The sequence below is a fragment of the Ruegeria sp. BF10 genome (assembly GCF_056538725.1).
On sequence record NZ_JBQFTR010000002.1, the window covers coordinates 125,520 to 143,706 of the forward strand.

General features: G+C 56.2%; 13 protein-coding genes. 2 read left to right on the forward strand and 11 right to left on the reverse strand.

Annotation, left to right across the window (positions count from 1 at the left end):
- Positions 1-7: 7 nt before the first annotated feature.
- The 3 genes from ACR0DJ_RS10395 to ACR0DJ_RS10405 form a co-directional block, all read right to left on the reverse strand.
- A complete protein-coding gene (locus ACR0DJ_RS10395; RefSeq protein WP_425079586.1) occupies positions 8-1,324 on the reverse strand; it encodes an HlyD family type I secretion periplasmic adaptor subunit in 1,317 nt (438 codons plus the stop codon).
- Positions 1,324-3,063 (reverse strand): type I secretion system permease/ATPase, encoded by a 1,740-nt coding sequence (locus tag ACR0DJ_RS10400; protein ID WP_425079587.1) that lies wholly within the window; start codon positions 3,061-3,063, stop codon positions 1,324-1,326. Before ACR0DJ_RS10400 ends, ACR0DJ_RS10395 begins: the two co-directional genes overlap by 1 nt.
- A 211-nt stretch (positions 3,064-3,274) precedes the next feature.
- Positions 3,275-4,348, reverse strand: coding sequence for an AbrB family transcriptional regulator (locus tag ACR0DJ_RS10405; protein ID WP_480684864.1), 1,074 nt, complete (start codon positions 4,346-4,348; stop codon positions 3,275-3,277).
- A gap of 65 nt (positions 4,349-4,413) precedes the next feature.
- Here ACR0DJ_RS10405 and ACR0DJ_RS10410 point away from each other — a divergent pair, with 65 nt between their 5' ends.
- Positions 4,414-5,097, forward strand: a complete 684-nt coding sequence (locus ACR0DJ_RS10410) for a GntR family transcriptional regulator (protein ID WP_480686257.1) — start codon at positions 4,414-4,416, stop codon at positions 5,095-5,097.
- A 364-nt stretch (positions 5,098-5,461) separates the two neighbouring features.
- Here the strand turns inward: ACR0DJ_RS10410 and ACR0DJ_RS10415 are convergent, their stop codons facing one another.
- From ACR0DJ_RS10415 to ACR0DJ_RS10450, 8 genes are all read right to left on the reverse strand, one after another.
- Positions 5,462-8,377, reverse strand: a complete 2,916-nt coding sequence (locus tag ACR0DJ_RS10415) for a M10 family metallopeptidase C-terminal domain-containing protein (RefSeq protein ID WP_480684865.1) — start codon at positions 8,375-8,377, stop codon at positions 5,462-5,464.
- 490 nt (positions 8,378-8,867) lie between these two features.
- Positions 8,868-10,373, reverse strand: a complete 1,506-nt coding sequence (locus ACR0DJ_RS10420) for a mannitol dehydrogenase family protein (RefSeq protein ID WP_480684867.1) — start codon at positions 10,371-10,373, stop codon at positions 8,868-8,870.
- A complete protein-coding gene (locus ACR0DJ_RS10425; protein ID WP_480684869.1) occupies positions 10,373-11,146 on the reverse strand; it encodes an L-iditol 2-dehydrogenase in 774 nt (257 codons plus the stop codon). Before ACR0DJ_RS10425 ends, ACR0DJ_RS10420 begins: the two co-directional genes overlap by 1 nt.
- Positions 11,143-12,147 carry an ABC transporter ATP-binding protein gene (locus tag ACR0DJ_RS10430; protein WP_170345414.1) on the reverse strand — a complete coding sequence of 335 codons (1,005 nt, stop codon included), beginning with the start codon at positions 12,145-12,147 and terminating at the stop codon, positions 11,143-11,145. Before ACR0DJ_RS10430 ends, ACR0DJ_RS10425 begins: the two co-directional genes overlap by 4 nt.
- Positions 12,148-12,159: 12 nt before the next feature.
- Positions 12,160-12,990, reverse strand: coding sequence for a carbohydrate ABC transporter permease (locus ACR0DJ_RS10435; RefSeq protein ID WP_170345413.1), 831 nt, complete (start codon positions 12,988-12,990; stop codon positions 12,160-12,162).
- Positions 12,991-13,002: 12 nt separating this feature from the next.
- On the reverse strand, positions 13,003-13,869 hold the full coding sequence (locus ACR0DJ_RS10440; protein ID WP_480684870.1) for a carbohydrate ABC transporter permease: 867 nt from the start codon (positions 13,867-13,869) through the stop codon (positions 13,003-13,005).
- A 107-nt stretch (positions 13,870-13,976) separates the two neighbouring features.
- The gene (locus ACR0DJ_RS10445; protein WP_257600941.1) at positions 13,977-15,281 is read right to left on the reverse strand and encodes an ABC transporter substrate-binding protein; all 1,305 of its coding nucleotides are present in this window, start codon (positions 15,279-15,281) and stop codon (positions 13,977-13,979) included.
- 94 nt (positions 15,282-15,375) lie between these two features.
- Complete coding sequence (locus ACR0DJ_RS10450) at positions 15,376-16,401, reverse strand: LacI family DNA-binding transcriptional regulator (RefSeq protein WP_170345410.1); 1,026 nt, start codon at positions 16,399-16,401, stop codon at positions 15,376-15,378.
- A gap of 348 nt (positions 16,402-16,749) precedes the next feature.
- Between ACR0DJ_RS10450 and ACR0DJ_RS10455 the strand changes: the two genes are divergently transcribed.
- On the forward strand, positions 16,750-17,970 hold the full coding sequence (locus ACR0DJ_RS10455; protein ID WP_480684872.1) for an adenylate/guanylate cyclase domain-containing protein: 1,221 nt from the start codon (positions 16,750-16,752) through the stop codon (positions 17,968-17,970).
- The last annotated feature ends 217 nt before the right edge of the window (positions 17,971-18,187 follow it).

Consider the following 18,187-nt stretch of genomic DNA (forward strand, 5'->3'; position numbering starts at 1 on the left):
GCCCGCATCATTCGCGAAACGCGCGGTTGAAGTAGTCCGCCATTGGTTTCACGAGATAGGACAACGGCGTGCGTTCATCGGTCTTGATCAGTGTTTCAACAGGCATACCCGGCAAAAGTTCCTGGCCATTGAGCCGGTCGATCTCACCGTCATTCAGCACCACTTCGGCACGGTAAAAGGTGAAACCGGACTGCTCATCCGTGAACGTGTCCGCTGAAACGTTGTTGACCTGTCCTTCGAGTTCGGGCGTTTCGCGTTGATTGAACGCCGGGAACCGCAGGGCAACGGGTTGCCCGACATGCAACTGATCCACATGGATCGCATCCACCCGAGTTGCCACCAACAGCGGCGTGTCCTGCGGAACCACGTACATCATGGGTTCGCCCGGCTGAATGACCGATTGCAGGGCAAAGACCTGACTGCCGTAAACCGTTCCGCTGACAGGTGCGCGAATTTCAAGCCTGGCGAGTCGTTCCGCCAGGGACAGGCGCCGTTCCCACAGTTCTGCCACCTGCGCCTGAACGTCCCGCAAAGTGGTGATCGCTTCTTCCCGCCGGGTCGCGGTCAGTTCGACAATCTTGATCTCGGTTGATGCAATCTGTCCCTTCAGGCGCGCGACGGCCGCTTCCAACTTGCCGATTTCACCTGTCAGGCTGGCTTCTTCGCGTTGCAGCGCCAGCACGCGGCTGTTTTGTGTCAGACCCCTGCTCAACAGGCTTTGCTGATCCTTCAACTCCGCCTCGATCAACTCGGTCTGGCGGCGCAACGAGACCAACTGAGCCTGCGTGCCTGCGATCTCGCTTTCTATCTGAACCAACTGTTTGCGCAGTTGTTCGTCCTGCTTGGACAGCGTTTCCAGCCGGGCATCAAACAGATTCTGCTGTCCCTCAATCAGGTCGGGATCAATGTTGTACTCTTTTTGAACCTCGGCCAGGCGTTCCGCCAAGTCTTCGGATGTCAAACCATCCCGTTCGGCCTCAAGCCGGGCACGGCGGGCCAGCAGATCAAAGAGTTGAGATTCTACAATCGTCTGTTCCGAAGACAGAAATGTGTCATCCAACCGCAAAAGCAAATCGCCCGAGGCAACCGTATCACCGTCGCGCACGAAAATCTCGCCAACCACGCCGCCGTCAGGATGTTCAACGACCTGACGGTTGCTTTGAACTTCGATAACACCCGAAGATACAATCGCCCCGGCCAGCCGCGTTTTCACGGCCCAAAGACCCAATCCGCCGACCAGAATGCCAAGGGCAATAAATCCCACCAGCGCAGGTATTTTGATGCCCCAGACGGGCACGGGTTTCTTGGTTGATTTTTTCGCCATTATTCACCTACGGGGCTAAGCTTGCGCTTAATCGCGCCCGCATTCTGGACCATTGCGTTCAGAACCTCGTCGCGGCTGCCGAACCTTACGACCTGGCCTTTTTCCACAACAGCAAGATCGTCACATTCCGAAATGGCCTGCGGGCGGTGCGTCATGATGATGGCGGCCTTTCCCGCTTCCTTGAGGCCACGCACGGCTGCGTTCAAAGCTTCGGTGCCATCTGCGTCAAGGGCCGAGTTCGGCTCGTCCAAAATGAGAAGGACCGGGTCGCCATACAGCGCACGGGCCAACGCAATGCGCTGTTTCTGACCGCCCGACAACTGACTGTCATTGCCTTCCAGGAACGTGCCATAACCTTTTTCCAATGACAGGATCAGTTCATGTGCCTTGGCCTTCTTGGCCGCCGCAACCACCGCTTCTGAATCCGGGTTTTCAGACATCCGTGCAATATTCTCAGCAACGGTTCCGTTGAACAGAGTGACCTGCTGTGGCAAGTACCCGATATGGCTGCCCAAGTCGTTTGGATTGTATTGGTCCAACGTGGCGCCGCCCAACCGGATCTCGCCCGCCGCCGGTCTCCAAAGCCCAAGCAGAGCCTTGGCCAGGGTCGTCTTGCCCGACCCACTTTTCCCGATCACACCAAGCGCCTTTCCCGGTTCCAGTTTCAGGTTAACGTTCCGCAACGTTGGCGCAGTAGCACCCGGAGGGATTACCGTCAGGGATTTGGCTTCCAATTGGGATTTGGGGATCGGCAAACGAATCCGCTGTTCCTCTGGCGGTGTCTGGTCCAGAAACCGGTTCAGCGAATTCCAGGCCGTGCGTGCCCGTTCGACCAAACTCCATTGGCCGACAGCCTGTTCCACCGGGGCCAAAGCCCGCCCCAAGAGTATCGAGCCCGCAATCATCGCCCCTGGCGTCATTTCGTTTTGCAGTACCAGCCACGCGCCCAAAGCCAGCATGGCCGATTGCAGAAAAAGCCGAAGCGATTTCGTCAGCGACGTGAAGCTACCAGTCCAGTCACTGGCGGAAATGCTTTGACGCAAAGCTTCCGTACGCTGGTTCAACCACCGCTTGGTCACGTCCGCCTGCATTCCCTGAGACCGTACAACCTCTGCTGCCTGCCTCGCGTGTTCGGAAAAGGCATTCGCCCGCGCCGCCGCGGATTGTGCTTCGGCCACCTTACGGCTGGTCAGGGCCTGGTTGAGCAAAGCAATCACCACAAGCAGTACGCCACTTGCAACGGCCAACCAGCCAAGCAGAGGATGAAAAATGAAAATTGCCCCCAGGAAGACGGGCGTCCACGGAATATCCATTACTGCAAGCAACACGGGCGAAGAGCACAAGGTGCGAATGGCCTCGAGATCCCGCAGTGCAGTTGCCGGAGCCGATCGCACCTGGGGCACCAGAGACCGGCGCATTGTCGCTTCGAAAACACGTTCATCCAGCTGTGACTGGAACCGTGCACCAAAGCGGGCAACGATGCGACCGCGTGCATAGTCCAGCATAGCCATCAGCGCATAAAGCAACGCAACAAGCAAAAACAGTGCTGTCAGAGTTTCAACTGCCCGTGAACCAAGAACCCGATCATATACTTGCAGCATGAACAGCGGACCTGTCAGCATGAGCAGGTTGACGAAGATGCTGAACAAAAACGCCAAGGCCAGAAAGGCAATGCCCTGATTGCGCACGTTGCGCAATTCATGGCGAGGGGCCGCTGATAGGCGGTGTTGAGGTTTCACAGTTTACAATCCACATCATTCGGACAGGCATCGCCGCATTTAGAAAGTTAGTTCAGCATTGCCAAGTTTGCACATGTTTTTTTGAGCAAGAAACCGCAGACAGCGGGCTGGAAGAAGCACTTTTCGGCCAACGCCACAAAGAATGTCTTAACCTTTGAACTCGGTGGTTCCGGCGCATGGAAACTATGCGGCCGCGGCCAAAAGCATTTGGCTAATTCCGAGGTCCGGACCAACGCAAGATCAGGTTGGCTGCGACGGGTGCGCCGATGATGACAAGCACGATCCGCGTCAGGTGATGACTGATTACAAAGCCCAGATCAGCGCCCGAGACGATGGCCAGAACCGTCATCTCGGCCTGCCCTCCGGGTGCGAAAGCCAGAAAGGCTTCGACGGGCCGCCCCAAACCAACAGAGGTGACAAGGGCAGTGAAACCCGCCGCCAGAACTGCAAGTACGACAACATATGCAACGCCCGCAGCTACAACCCGGCGCAGTTCCCCCCAGGTTACGCCAACAAATTTTTCTCCAATCGCGCAACCAATGAAAAACTGCGCGACCAGCACGGCTTCGCGCGGCGGGCGAGAATGGATGAAATCCCCCAGCGACAAGGCGGCTGTTAGAATCATCGGCCCAAGGATGGACGCGCCGAAAAGCCCTATTCTCTCTCCTCCCTTCCAGCCGATGAAAGCCGCCAGAACCATCAGCAGCAGTTCATGAACAGGTAGCTCACGCGCCGGCTGTCCTATGGGATTGGTGAGTTCCGCATCGTAGAAAAGCGTCAGAAACAATGGCGCCAAAGTGACGATGATCAACACGCGCGTACCGTGGATCAGGGAAAGGGTTCTTGGGTCGGCTCCGGCCTCGGTGCCGAAAATGATCATGTCCTGCAAACCGCCCGGCATCGCTGCGTAAAAGGCAGTTTTTTCGTCAAACCCCCAGATTTTTCGAAAAAACGGCACACCAACAAAAGCAATCAGGATTATGAAGACGGGAACCAGCAGGATCGATGCGGCCATCTTGGGCAGTTCGACGAAAAGTGCCGGCGTGATCGAGGCACCAACTGCTACGCCCAGAATCGTTCTGGCGGCGACGGAAACTTGCCCAAACCCTTGCATTGGCGCCTGAGCAAGCGCAGCGATCAGGCAAGCTGCCATGGGGCCGAACAAGAACGGCAACGGCAGGTCCAATACCCCGAAGACCGCTGTGCCAAGCGCTGCAATCCCAATCGTCACCGACCTTTTCACAAGGGGGGAAGGGTGGTCCTTCAAGATGGGCAAAACCTGCATTCCATTGCCATTGACCCGCAATGTGTTCAATTGTATTCACTTGGATACAAAGTGCAAGCAAGAACATGATGACCTTTCAGGACGACCCAATTCAGCCAGGCCCCCAAGGCAATTCCGTGTATCAACGGTTGCTGGACGAGATTCGCGAAGGGGCGCTTTTGCCCGGCGATCGCTTGAGAGAGATTGACCTGTCCAATCGGTTGGGCGTCAGCCGGACTCCTGTGCGCGAAGCGATCCGGCAGCTTGAGGCGGATGGGCTTGTCACGCATGTGCCAAGGCAGGGCGCAACGGTCCGAAGCCTGAGTTATGCCGAGGTGATGGAGCTTTATGAGATGCGTGCCGTGCTTGAAGGCACTGCGGCCCGCCTGGCGGCCCGAGCCGCGTCAGATATCGAATTGGACGAACTGGAGGTGCTGAACGACCAACTTGCCCAGGCAGGTACGGGGCCGGAGGCCGCCCGGATCAACAGGGTGTTTCACGCCACCCTGCTGGATGTAGCCAAGAACCGGTTTCTGGCGAAATCCATGCTTTCATTGCAAAAGGCGCTGCTGATACTCGGGCCGTCGCAACTGTTGGACAATGAACGGGCGGATGCCGCAGTCGCGGAACACAGGCGCATTATGGCAGCCCTCAAATCGCGAGACAGCGCTGCGGCCGAGATGGAAATGCGAACACATATTCAAGCCGGCCAGAGGATGCGCATTCGCGCACTTCAGGAGCGCGACCGCACAACCGATCAGGGCCGATAGGACAAACAGATTGTTTCTCCTCGTAACGTTGCTTGGAAAATCACCGTGATCGATGGCGGCAATTCGCGCAGCACCCTATGGGTTTTGGACGTTGCCAGACCTGCCCGGAAACTCCGGTGGTGCTTTGACGGTGGCAGCTTGTGTTGCCGCGGCTCCGCTCTGGCAAAAGCCCAACCCAAATCCTGGCGAACCGCCTGCTTGGGATAGCGTTTTTGCTTTCACCCTGCTGTTTCGTTTCCAGGGCTGACAACGCGGCCCCGGAAGGCCGGGGGGCTGATCGAAATCGCAAGCCTATTCAGCGCACTGAGCCAGAAACGGCACCGTCAGTTTGACAGAACGGGCCGCCGCCAGCGCCAAAGCACATCTATATCCAAAAGCTGTCTTCGTCCAAAAGGGGCATATGCGTCAGACTTTGCTCGTCGCCCTCGATGTCCGTGTTTCCACTCAACAACGCGGCCAATGGCTCTTCGGAAACAGAGAGCACCGCGTCCTGAGCCTGATGCAAGCTTACCAGCGTGTAGTCGTCTTCTGCGTCTTCGTGACCGTCAAGATCAGGGGCGAACTTCAGATAATCGACCGTTTCATCCCAATCAGACATTCCCAGGTTTTCTTCGCCTGTCGGTGTGTTCTGATCATCTGTCGCAACTCGAGCGAGTTTGGGCAGTCCGTTTCCTACTGTCCCACTGCCGTCGATATCAAAGCCATAGAAGGTTTCGACTGCCGCAACGTCAGGGATGGTGTTGGAACCGACATATACACCATTGGAATCCGTGACCCATTCCCCGTAGGACCCATCCGCATTCTTCCACAGCACCCGGTAGCCGCCGCCCGAAGCCTCGGCCTGGATGGCCTGCCAGCCGGGGAAACTGTTCGGGCCGACAGTGGCGTTGTTGAATGTCAAAGTCGTGGTGCCGTCAATCAGATACTCACCCCGGGTTGACGCCCCCAGCGTTGTCCCGCCGTTGGATTCAACGTTGATCGTTCCATGACCCGTCAACCCGTCATTGTTCAGATCAACGCCATAGAAGACCTCTACATCCGCAACATTGTCGATCGTTGCACTGCTCTGGAATTCACCAGCCGCATTCGTGGTCCATTCACCGTAGGACCCATCCGAATTCTTCCACAACACCCGATAACCGCCGCCCGAAGCCTCGGCCTGAATGGCCTGCCAGCCGGGGAAACTGTTCGGGCCGGCAATAACCTGGTTGAGCTTCAAGTCGATGCTGCCGCCGATTACATATGCGCCATTGGTTGACCATCCCAGCGCCGTGGAACCGCTGGACTCGATGCTTGTCGTGATATGACCGATTTGTGCATCATTGTTCAGGTTGGCGCCATAGAAGACCTCGACATCCCGAACGTCGTCTATGGTGCTGCTGCTGACAAAACGACCACTGGCATCGGTCACCCATTCCCCAAACGTGCCGTCCGTATTCTTCCACAGCACCCTGTAGCCGCCGCCAGAAGCCTCGGCCTGGATGGCCTGCCAGCCGGGGAAACTGTTCGGGCCGGCCTTGGCACCGTTGAGGGTCAGTTCAATGGTGCCGTTAATCAAATACGAACCCAGGCTTGAAGAAACGAGCGTCGTGGAGCCATTGGTTTCAACCGTGACCGTGCCGTGACCCGTCAGCCCGTCATTGTTCAAATCAGCGCCATAGAAGGCCTCAACATCTGCCACATTGCCGATGCTGCTGCTGCTGAGGAACTGACCATTGGAGTTGACGGTCCATTCCCCATATGTCCCATCCACGTTTTTCCACAGCACTTTGTAATCGCCGCCCGAAGCCTCGGCCTGAATGGCCTGCCAGCCAGCGATCGTGTTTTGACCAACAGCCTGACCATTGAATATCAGCGTCACGTTCGAACTGCCTGCATCCAGTACGTAAATGCCCTGACTTGCATGTTTCAGCGTCGTACCGGTCGTTTCGATATCCGAAAGCTGCATGGCAGCCTCGATATTCGAACGAGTATACGTCTGTGATCCATTCAGGAACTGAATGGCCTCGACATCATCTTCCACCGTGAAGGTAATACGTGACACGGCATCGATAAATTCGTATTTCGTGCCGTTTTTGATGAACAGATAACTGCTGATGGCGCTGACAAATCGGACGGTGTCAGTACCGCTTCCTCCGGAAAACGAGCCGGCATTGTTGGTCACAATGGCCCAATCGTCGCCCTGGCCACCGAAAACCTGGTCAGCGCCGGAACCGTTCGCCAGATAAATGGTGTCGTTCCCAAAGCCGCCATAAACGGTGTTGTTGTTGGTTCCGTCGGAGACTGAATAGATTTTGTCGTGGCCATGATTGCCATTCAGTACATTCTGAGCGGTATTCCCGACGATCACATCATCACCGGTCCCTCCGGTCGCGTTTTCGATCACAACGCCATGCGCGATTGTGAAGCCGCCCTTTATGCCCTCTGCGTAAGACACTACGCCGCCGCCGGTCTCGGAATAATCCAGTGTTGCGGCCCGCAGGTCGATCCGCGCCTTGGAACTGCCGACATGCTGGATGGTATCGTTTCCACCAGTATCCCAAATAGACTGATAGCCGGTACCCGCAACGTTTGCCGAGGGGAGCGTGTAGGTATTGTTGGCTGAGTTGTGGCTGGTATTGGCGCCATACATCGCCTGCAACGCAGCAATGTCCAAAGCGCCAAGACCCGTTGAACCACCATAAGTCGCGTTGACCGAGAGAATTCCGTTCTGTTCGGTCCAGCCGTCATTATACGACATCACCGTGTAGACACCCTGATTCAGGTTGCCGGCCCCGAATGAATTAAATGGTGATGTGACACCATTCATCACGGTTGTACCCAAACCGGTGTCGTGGGGGTGGCCCAACCCAAGCGCGTGGCCCAACTCATGTATCAATGTTGTAAAGAAAAACCCGCCCGGATCGCCGTTTCCATTTGCTCCGGCAGTCCAATAAGCGGTGTTGAAAGCGCCTTCGGAGGGACGACTTGATGGCGTATAGTGGTAGCCAAGCGTTCTGGGATCTGAAAAAAAGCTTGTGGGCGCAATAACCTCAACCAAGTCGGCTGAAGCACTGCCGGACTCGACAAAGCTCACATTTGCGACGGCCTCGATAGCAGAGAGAGCGGCCCGGAATTCTGCCTTGTATTCCGCAGTCCACGCTTGTGTGCCCGCGTATTGTTCGAAGTGATAAGAAATTGTAGTGGTCGAAGGATTGCCGTCAACGTAGGCAACATAACCTTGTATCGAGCTGAGCGGAGAAGAAGCGGAAGGTCTTGGAATTATAGTCGTAGTAGCCATTGCTCAGCCCTGTACCTCGGAAGATTAGATTGCACTCGGATGCACGCTCAAATTGTTCTTTTTATGACAAACTACGATGCACCGACCCTTTTGAAACAGTAGGTGACACCATGTTTCAAATGACACTTTCTTTCAACGGCAGAACCGTCTCATAAGTGCAACAGAAGCCCGCGATCCTTGGCTGAACCGGGCATCTGCGACCGAATATGGTTTGGGCGTTCTGCCCAGTTTTGTTCCACTTTTTTGGACCCGTTTTCGAAGCTTTTGATCCCGCCGCAAGCTTTTGCTAATTCCTGCCCGGGCTTGTTCGATGGGCTCTGTTGTGTGGATATGCCCAAAGTGATGAACCGGTCAGCGTCGCCGAGGATGACATCCACGCCACTTTCGCCAGATTGCAGGCCCCGATTTGCGCCAATGTCAGGCAAAGTTCCAAAAGCCCAATAACCGCGCCGCATGGACACCGATCGAACGGAGCGCCGAGAGCGATTTGCTACGTTGAACCGTTGGCGACATACTCAGCGATGGCCGCCCGGCTGCCACGTTGCCATATCAGCGTCAGCCAGCGGGCAAAGGCGTTGGAAAACTGTGCACTGATTCCAAAGTCACCGCTGTAGAAACCCTGCTCCAGCCAAAGCTCAGGTTCGGTTTTGGACGCCCGCGCAGTGCTGTTCAGGCTTTCCCACTGGGGGTCATTAGGAGCGATCTCGGAGCCATCTTCACGAACACCCGCACACATCCGGCACCAGAACGCTTCGGCAAGCGCGAGCCCACTTACAGAAGAACCTGATGCAAGTGCATCGCGCAGCGACGGCAGCAAAAATCCCGGATGTCGTGCCGATCCGTCGAACGCGACCCTGCGTGTGGTATCGTGAATCGCAGTGTTTGCAAATCGCCTCTCAACCAACTCAAGGTATTCTTGCGCTGTTGTTTCGGGAACGGCTTCGACATGAGGCAGGATTTCTTCAGCTTGCACTTTGCCAAGGAATGCCACGATGTCCGGGTCCTTCATGCAGTCGGCAATCGTCGGAACATTCAGTATTTCTCCGACATTTGCCAGCAGTTGATGACCTCCGTTCAAAATGCGCAACTTCATTTTCTCGTAACCATGAACGGTGTGGGTCAGTGTTACGCCGACCTTTTCGAGAGGCGGGCGCCCGGCACAGAAGGCATCCTCGATGACCCATTGGCGAAAGTTTTCATGCGAGACGGGCGCTCTGTCATCGACGCCAAGGGCGTGGCATTGCGATACCAGTTGGTCGGTCGTCGCAGGCACGATGCAATCCACCATCGAGTTCGGAAACGCGCCATGCCTGTCGATCCAGCTGGCCAGTTCCGGGTCGGACATGCGCGCCAATCCCACAACACAGTTCCGCAAAATCGTTCCGTTGCCTTGAAGATTGTCGCAGCTGAGCGCCGTAAACGGCTTCGAACCCTCGGCGCGCCGCCGTCTGAGCGCCGCAACCATCGCGCCGAAGGCCGTACGTGGCTGATTGGGATTTTCTGCATCATGACGGATATCTGCGTGATCGGAATCGAATGCACCGCTGTTGGCATCCAGAAAATACCCACCTTCGGTAACGGTCAGCGAAACGATCCGGGTGGCCGGGTCGGCCATCGCCTGGATGAGGGCGGTGTTGTTTTCCTCGATCGGCAGGTAATCGATCATTGGACCAATCACCTCAGCAGACATTCCGTTTGGTCCCAACTCGATCAGGGTTGTAAGGCAGTCCTGTGCAAGCAGTCGCTCTCGCATAGCAGCGTCATAGCTTCGCACACCCGCCCCGACGATTGCCCAGTCATGGGCCAGCCCCTGCTGCATGAGCTGGTGAACATACCAAGCCTGATGCGCGCGATGGAAATTACCCAATCCAATATGAACGATGCCCGGAGTCAGATCCGAACGTTCGTACAACGGGGTCTTCACGGTGGATGGCAGCTCAGAGAGGCTCTCTTGCCGCAGCCGTGTCGGGGATTTTGCGTTCGCCACAGGGTCCATCAGCTCATCCAGTTTCCACCGTCGACGTTGTAAGTCTGCGCGACGATATACCTGGCCTCTTCAGAGGCCAGAAAAACCGCCATGCCTGTCAGGTCTTCCGCGCGTCCCATGCGGCCATATGGAACAGCTGCCGCCACTTCACGCTTTTTCTGGCCAATGGGCTTGCCTTCATGCTTTGCAAAAAAGGCGTCCACGCCATCCCAATGTTCGCCATCGACGACACCGGGGGCAATCGCGTTTACATTGATTCCATGAGAAATCAGGTTCAGCCCCGCCGATTGGGTCAGGGATATGATCGCCGCCTTGCTGGCGCAGTAGACAGCGACCAAAGGTTCACCCCTTCGCCCGGCCTGCGAGGCCATATTGATAATTCGGCCTTTGGTTCCGTGCTCGATCATATGTTTGGCAACGGCCTGCATCGTAAACAGCGCACCCGCGACGTTGATGTCAAAAACGCGATTGTAGTCGGCGCGTTCAATCTCGACGATTGGTGCGGCGGTGAAGATGGCTGCGTTGTTGATCAGAATGTCGATCGGGCCGAAATGGGTCGCGGTTATCGCTATGGCCTGATCGATGCTCTGCTGGTCGGTCACGTCCATCTCGACAGCGAAAGCCGTCGCGCCGACCCCGGCGACCGCGTCCTGCGCGCGCTGGAAGTCGATGTCGGCGACGGCGACTCGCGCGCCCTCTGCCACATAGGCCTTGGCAAATGCCAATCCAATGCCCCGCGCAGCCCCGGTAATCAGGGCGGTTTTGCCCGTCAGACGTTTCATTCGATCCGCAGACCGTCTGCGTCAAATCTGTGGATCACATCGGCGCGTGGGGTCAGATGAATGCGATCCCCATGGCGGAAACCAACCTCGCCGTCTGCACGTACGGTAATCGTTTCAGCCAATCCGGTTTCGTGGATATGGAAAAATGTGTCCGAACCAAGGTGTTCCGAGACGCTGACGACCCCGGACCATTCTCCTTCGGTTTCCGAAACTGCAATGTGTTCCGGTCGTATGCCGATCGTTTGGGCGCCGCGCTTTGCTGCTTCCGGCCCTTCGATGAAGTTCATCTTGGGCGAACCAATGAAACCTGCAACAAACAGGTTGCGTGGCGTTCGGTACAGTTCCAGCGGGCTGCCAACCTGTTCGATCACGCCCGCCTGAAGCACAACGATCTTGTCCGCCATCGTCATGGCCTCGACCTGATCGTGGGTGACGTAGATCATCGTTGTCGCGAGGCGCTCGTGCAGCTCGCTGATCTCCAACCGCATGCCGACCCGAAGTGCTGCGTCGAGGTTTGAAAGCGGCTCATCGAACAGGAACGCGGCCGGTTCACGAACGATGGCCCGACCAATGGCGACGCGCTGACGCTGACCGCCGGACAACTGGCCCGGGCGGCGATCCAGGTAGTCGGTCAGGTTCAAAACGCTTGCCGCGCCCTCAACCCGCTTGTCGATTTCAGCCTGATCCAGTTTCGCCATGCGCAGCGGAAATGCGATGTTCTTGCGCACGGTCATATGCGGGTAAAGCGCATAAGACTGGAACACCATTGCCAGCCCTCGTTTGGCGGGCGGCACATCTGTTGCATCTGCGCCATCGATTTCTATGTGGCCGCTGGTGATATCCTCCAGCCCCGCGATCAGGCGCAGCAGCGTGGATTTACCGCAGCCCGAAGGGCCGACGAAAACGGTGAACTCGCCATCTTCAATGGTCAGGTCCAAGGGTGGAATAACCTCAACATCGCCAAATTTCTTGGTCACAGACTTGAGTTGTATACGTCCCATGAGTCGTGTTCCTTATTTCACAGCGCCGAAGGTCAGGCCGCGGACAAGTTGTTTCTGGCTGAACCAGCCAAGGATCAGGATGGGTGCAATCGCCATGGTCGAGGCCGCGCTGAGCTTGGCAAAGAACAAACCTTCCGGGCTGGAATAACTGGCGATGAAGGCCGTGAGCGGTGCAGCATCAACGGCAGTCAGGTTGAGCGTCCAGAATGCCTCGTTCCAGGCCAGAATGAAGTTCAACAGCACGGTCGAAGCGATGCCGGGAATGGCCATTGGGGTCAGGACATAGAGGATTTCCTCTTTCAAAGTCGCGCCGTCCATGCGCGCCGCTTCCAAGATCTCTCCGGGAATTTCGCGGAAATACGTGTAGAGCATCCAGACAATGATCGGCAGGTTGATCAGCATCAGAACCACGACCAGCCCGCCCCGACTGTCCAGCAGGCCGAGTTGAATGAACAGCAGATAAATCGGATACAGGACACCAACCGCGGGCAGCATCTTTGTGGACAGCATCCAGAGCAGTATATCCTTTGTGCGTTTGGAAGGGACAAAGGCCATCGCCCATGCGGCCGGTACGGCGATGATGACGCCCAGAAGAGTCGAGCCTCCGGCAAGGATGACCGAGTTCCACAGGAACCGCATGTAATCCGAGCGCTCTTGCACGATGGCGTAATTCTCAAGCGTCCAGTCGAAGTTCAGAAACAGCGGAGGGCTGGCAATGGCCTGCGCCTCGGTTTTGAAGCTGGTCAGGATCGTCCAGAGGATCGGGAAAAAGATCAGCAGACCAACGGCCCATGCAAGGACAGTGTTCAGCGATTTACGGCGGGATGTGACGGAGCGGGCCATGAACTTATCTCCTCACGCGTCCAGGTTCTTGCCGACGATGCGCATCAGGAAGATCGCAACGATATTGGCAAGGATGATGGCGTAGACACCTCCGGCTGATCCAAGGCCGACATTCTGGCTTTCTAGCACGCGCTGGAAGATCAGGTAGGTGAGTGTACGGGTGCCGAAGGCGCCGCCGGTGGTCACGAAGATCTCGGCGAAGATCGACAAAAGAAAGATTGTCTGGATCAGGATCACAATGGTGATCGCACGGCCCAGATGCGGCAGGATGATGTGATAAAAGCGCTTCAACGGCGGCGCGCCATCCATCTCGGCGGCTTCCAGTTGTTCACTGTCCAGCGACTGAATCGCGGTCAGCAGGATCAGCGTCGCAAAGGGCAGCCATTGCCACGAAACGATCATGATGATCGAAGTCATCGACGCCTCGGACAACCACGAGATCGGCTCGGCGCCGAAAAAGCGCCACAGATGCGCGAGCAACCCGTTCACGGGATCCATGAACATGTTCTTCCAGACCAGCGCAGATACGGTCGGCATGACAAAGAAAGGTGCGATGACAAGGATACGAACAACGCCTTGCCCCAACATCGGCTGATCCAGCAGCATCGCAAGCAGAATGCCAAGAACGACTGTGATGATCAGAACACCGCCAACAATGACCAGCGTTGCCTGCACCGCGGGCCAGAACGTGCTGGACGAGACAAAGCGGACATAGTTGTCGAACCCGACCCAGCCCAGATCACCCCCCCGCAGAGGCAGATATTTTTTGAAAGAAAAGTACAGCGTCATCGTCAGCGGCACGAGCATCCAGCCAAGCAGCAGGACCACCGCGGGTGCCATCATCAGGCGAGCAACGGATCGGGAATGTTGAGTAGCCATTACGCAAACCCTCTCTGTTCAGGCGTAACTCAGCCTGCGGGAAAAACGCGAATTGTGGAAGTGGTGAGCGGGGGACAGATCACCTGTCCCCCACCGGGAGGGAAGCCTCAGTATCCTGCGGCTTCCATTTCTTCGGCCGTAAAGGCCTGCGCCTTTTCAAGCGCTTCTTCTACGGTCTGCTGTCCGGCATAAACCGCCGAGAATTCCTGGCTGACCTGCGTGGCAATGCCAGCGAACTCGGGGATCGCAACAAACTGGATGCCGGTATAGGGCGTTGGTTTGACACAACAGTTCTGCGGGTCGGCCGCAAGGATCGACTTCAGCGTCATTTGCGCGAAAGGAATGTCCTTGTAGTTGGCGTTCTCATAGAGCGAGCTGCGCGCACCCGGAGGGACATTGGCCCAACCTTCGTTTTCCGCCACCAGTTCGATGTAGTCCTTCGAGGTTGCCCATTCGATGAACTGCTTGGCCGCATCCTCTTTTTGGGTGCCCGCCGGAATGGCCAGTGCCCAGGCCCACAACCAGTTGGCGCGTTTGTCGATGCCTTCCGAATTTGGCGCCAGTGCAAACCCGACCTTGTCTGCGACGGTTGAATCATCCGGGTTTGTCACGAAGGACGCCGCAACGGTGGCGTCGATCCACATACCGCACTTGCCTTGCTGGAACAGAGACAGGTTTTCGTTGAAACCGTTGGTCGCGTAGCCGGCAGGGCCTGATTCATTCATCATGTCGACAAAGAAAGTCAGCGCCTCTTTCCACTCAGGCTGGTCGAACTGAGGCTTCCAGTCCTCATCAAACCATCGTGCGCCGAAGGAATTCGCGGTCACGGTGATAAAGGCACCGCCTTCACCCCAACCCGCCTTGCCACGCAGGCAGATGCCGTTGATATCGTTGTCACGGTCCGTCATCGCAGCCGCCGCCTCGCGGATGAACTGCCATGTTGGCGCCTCAGGCATCTCCATCCCGGCCTTTTCCATCAGGTCGGTGCGATACATGATCATCGAGCTTTCGCCATAGAACGGTGCCGCATACAGCGTACCCTCATGGCTCAGGCCACCCGCCATCGCAGGAAGCAGATCGCCGACATCATATTCCTCTGACAGTCCATCCAAAGGAACCAACCAGCCATTCGCGCCCCAAATCGGCGTTTCGTACATGCCGATGGTCATGATATCGAACTGACCACCCTTGGTGGTGATGTCGGTGGTAACACGCTGACGCAGGACGTTTTCCTCCAGCGTCACCCATTCCACGTCAATACCGGTCGCCTCGGTGAAGTTGTCGGTATAGCCCTGCATCCGGATCATGTCGCCATTATTGACGGTTGCGATCGTGATCGTTTCTGCATGGGCCGCGGCCGTTGCGACTAAGGTCAGTGCCGTCGCCGCACGAAGTGCGTTCTTCAAATACATCCTTGTCCTCCCTGAGCTTGGATGCCGTACTCGGAAAGTAGTGCGTAATTTGTCGCGGCGTCAATAAAAACTTTACGCGCGTTAAAAAATGAAGCTACGCAGAATCCCTCAAAACCAGTCGTGCGGGGAATAACGTTTCCGATCGCGCCTGAAGTTTCCCGCCACTTTCAATGAGTTGGAACAGGGTTTCAACACTGCGCGCCGCTACATTATCATAGTCATGCGCTGCCGTTGTCAGGGATGGACATGTAAATTTTGCGAACGGGTGCCCATCATTCGAAGCTACACGCAACGTGCAATCCTCTTTCCGACCGACCCGAATCCCCTGTTCGTAGCAAGCGGCAAGAAAGCCGATGGCGAGCCGGTCATTGCTACACAGAACCGAGTTCGTCCTCAATTGACCTTCCTCCAAGATCTTCATCGTGCCTCTGTGTCCAATTTCTTCAAACGCCCAACCTTTGCCATCAACCTTGAGAATATGCGGCTCATGTCCGAGGCGCTCCATGATTTCGACATACGCCTTGCGCCGTTTGTTGGCATTGGGGTTTGCGGGTGTTCGCATTTCGAAGAAGGACGGGGGTTCACCAGTGCGGGTCATGTATTCGACGGTTTGCGACACAAAGCTAAAGTTATCCGATCCGACAAAGGCTGCTCCCAGACCATCAAGATTGCTGTCGAACAGAACGGTCGGCACATTGGCACAGAATTTCTCGATCGCAGATCTGTCCGAAATTCGGCCCAAAGGGGCCAAAAGAACACCGGCGGGTTTCATCGATTGCAAGCCGTCCAGAATTTCGTTCTCCAGCTTCTGCTCGCCATGAGAGCTGAACAGGGACGGCCGATAACCTGCCGCAATGCAACTTTGTTCCAGATAGCGTGCAATCTCGACAAAGAACGGGTCCGCCAGATAGGGCACGACGATTCCGATATTCTTGGTAAGCTTCCGGTTCTGGTTCACCGCGTAAATGTTGGGGCGATAGTCGAACCGTTCCAGCGCCTCTTCAATTCGGGCCCGCGTCGTGGGGCGAACGCTGTCGGGATCGTGAAAGTATTTGGAAACCGTAGGGCGCGAGATGCCGCTGAGCGCTGCAAACTCTTCCATGTTCTTTATCTTGGTCATGCCAGTCTGCCTGCTGGTATTGTTCGTCGTGAACTTATCATAGATTTACATATTCTTTGCGCGCGCTAATAAATCAATAGCCAGAGCGGCCTCGTGCTACCAGCGTGCGACAAGGCGTTCAAAGGGTTTCGAGAGCGACGCCGGTCTTTTGGCAAGATTCATTCAAATTGATGACAAGGCTGGCGAAACGTATCCAGGAAGGTCTGTGTGTAGCTTGGCCGGCGCTTACGGCCGAGAACTGTGGACTGAACAGCAGGCTTGGACGGGGTAAGAAAAAGGCTAGAATATTATGATCGAACACTAAACCCAAATTCTTGACGATCTTATCTAAGCGATTGGTTTTAAACTATGGATGCTATTGCCCAACTGACCAATTGGATGATTGCCGAGGGGCGTCGTTCGGATGACCCGGAAAAAGTGGTGTCATATTTCTGTTCGTCTCTGACCGAGGCGGGTGTGCCGCTCTGGCGGGTCAATATCGGTCAGCGTTTCGCCAATCCGCTGCTCATCGCATGGGGGATCGTCTGGACACCGGATGGCACCGAAAGCTATGACGTGACACATGAGACCATGCTGACGGATGGGTATGTCGGCAGCTCATTCGAGTACATTCTTGAACATCGGAAGCCACTTCACAAAAGTCTGCGGCAATTGAACCCCAGGACTGAGCACTCATCATATCTTGATTTCGCTGAGCTGGGTGGCACCGATTACTATGCTACGTTGCTTTATTACGGAGACGGATCGCTGCACGGCTGTACTTTTGTCACCCGGTCGCCAGACGGGTTCTCGCCCCAGAATCTGAAAATGATAGAGGATGCACTGCCCGCTCTGTCCTCTGCTCTTGAACCTGTCACGATGCGCAAGTCGTCCAAAGGCCTTCTGAGAACCTATCTTGGCGATGGGCCTTCTGATGCTGTGTGGAACGGGCGGATCAAGCGAGGGGAACGCACGACCCTGGATGCAGTTGTCATGTTTTCTGACCTTCGTGGTTTCACCGCTCTTTCGGACAGGGCATCCGAAGAAGACGTTTTCGACATGTTGAGTGGATACTTCGATCTGGTTGTACAGTCTGTCGAAGAGAATGGCGGCGACATTCTCAAGTTCATGGGAGACGGCATTCTGTCGATATTCACTGTCGCGACACAGGAAGATTTGAACGACCAATGCAAAAGGGCAGCACGGGCCGCTCAAAGCGTTTTGACAGGCTTGGCCGCACTGAACCATCGCCGCGATGAGGCTCAGAAGCCGCCGTTGGACATAGGCATCGGAATCAATGTCGGGCAGGTCAGCTATGGCAATATCGGCAGTCCCGGCAGGCTGGATTTCACTGTTCTGGGTAGAGCGGTCAACCTTGCAAGCCGCATCGAGGGGTTGACGAAATCCCTGGGTCACAGAGTTCTGGCGACGTCAGCGGTTGCCGCTGCTTCGCCCGACCTGTTCACGGCTTGTGGGTTTCACGAAGTGCGAGGGCTTGCCGGATCCATCGAGTTGTATTCGCTCGTCGAGAAGGAGCATCAAGGCAGCCCCATGCCAGATCGCCGCATTGACCCGGACAACACGGATTGAGAGCGGTAAGCTTCTACCTTGTCCGCAAAGGCCGGTTTCGATTTGGGGTGAGGGCGGCCAGGCATGCGCACTGCAAAGATCGGCAGCGCGCAGTCCGGTCCATGGAATCGGGCCTCGCCCTCCGCTGAGTATGGTGCCGTCGCTGGACCCTTGGACGAGACGTATTCGAGTTCAAGGATCTGGGTGCAACCGAGACCGGTGCTGCGGACACACCTGG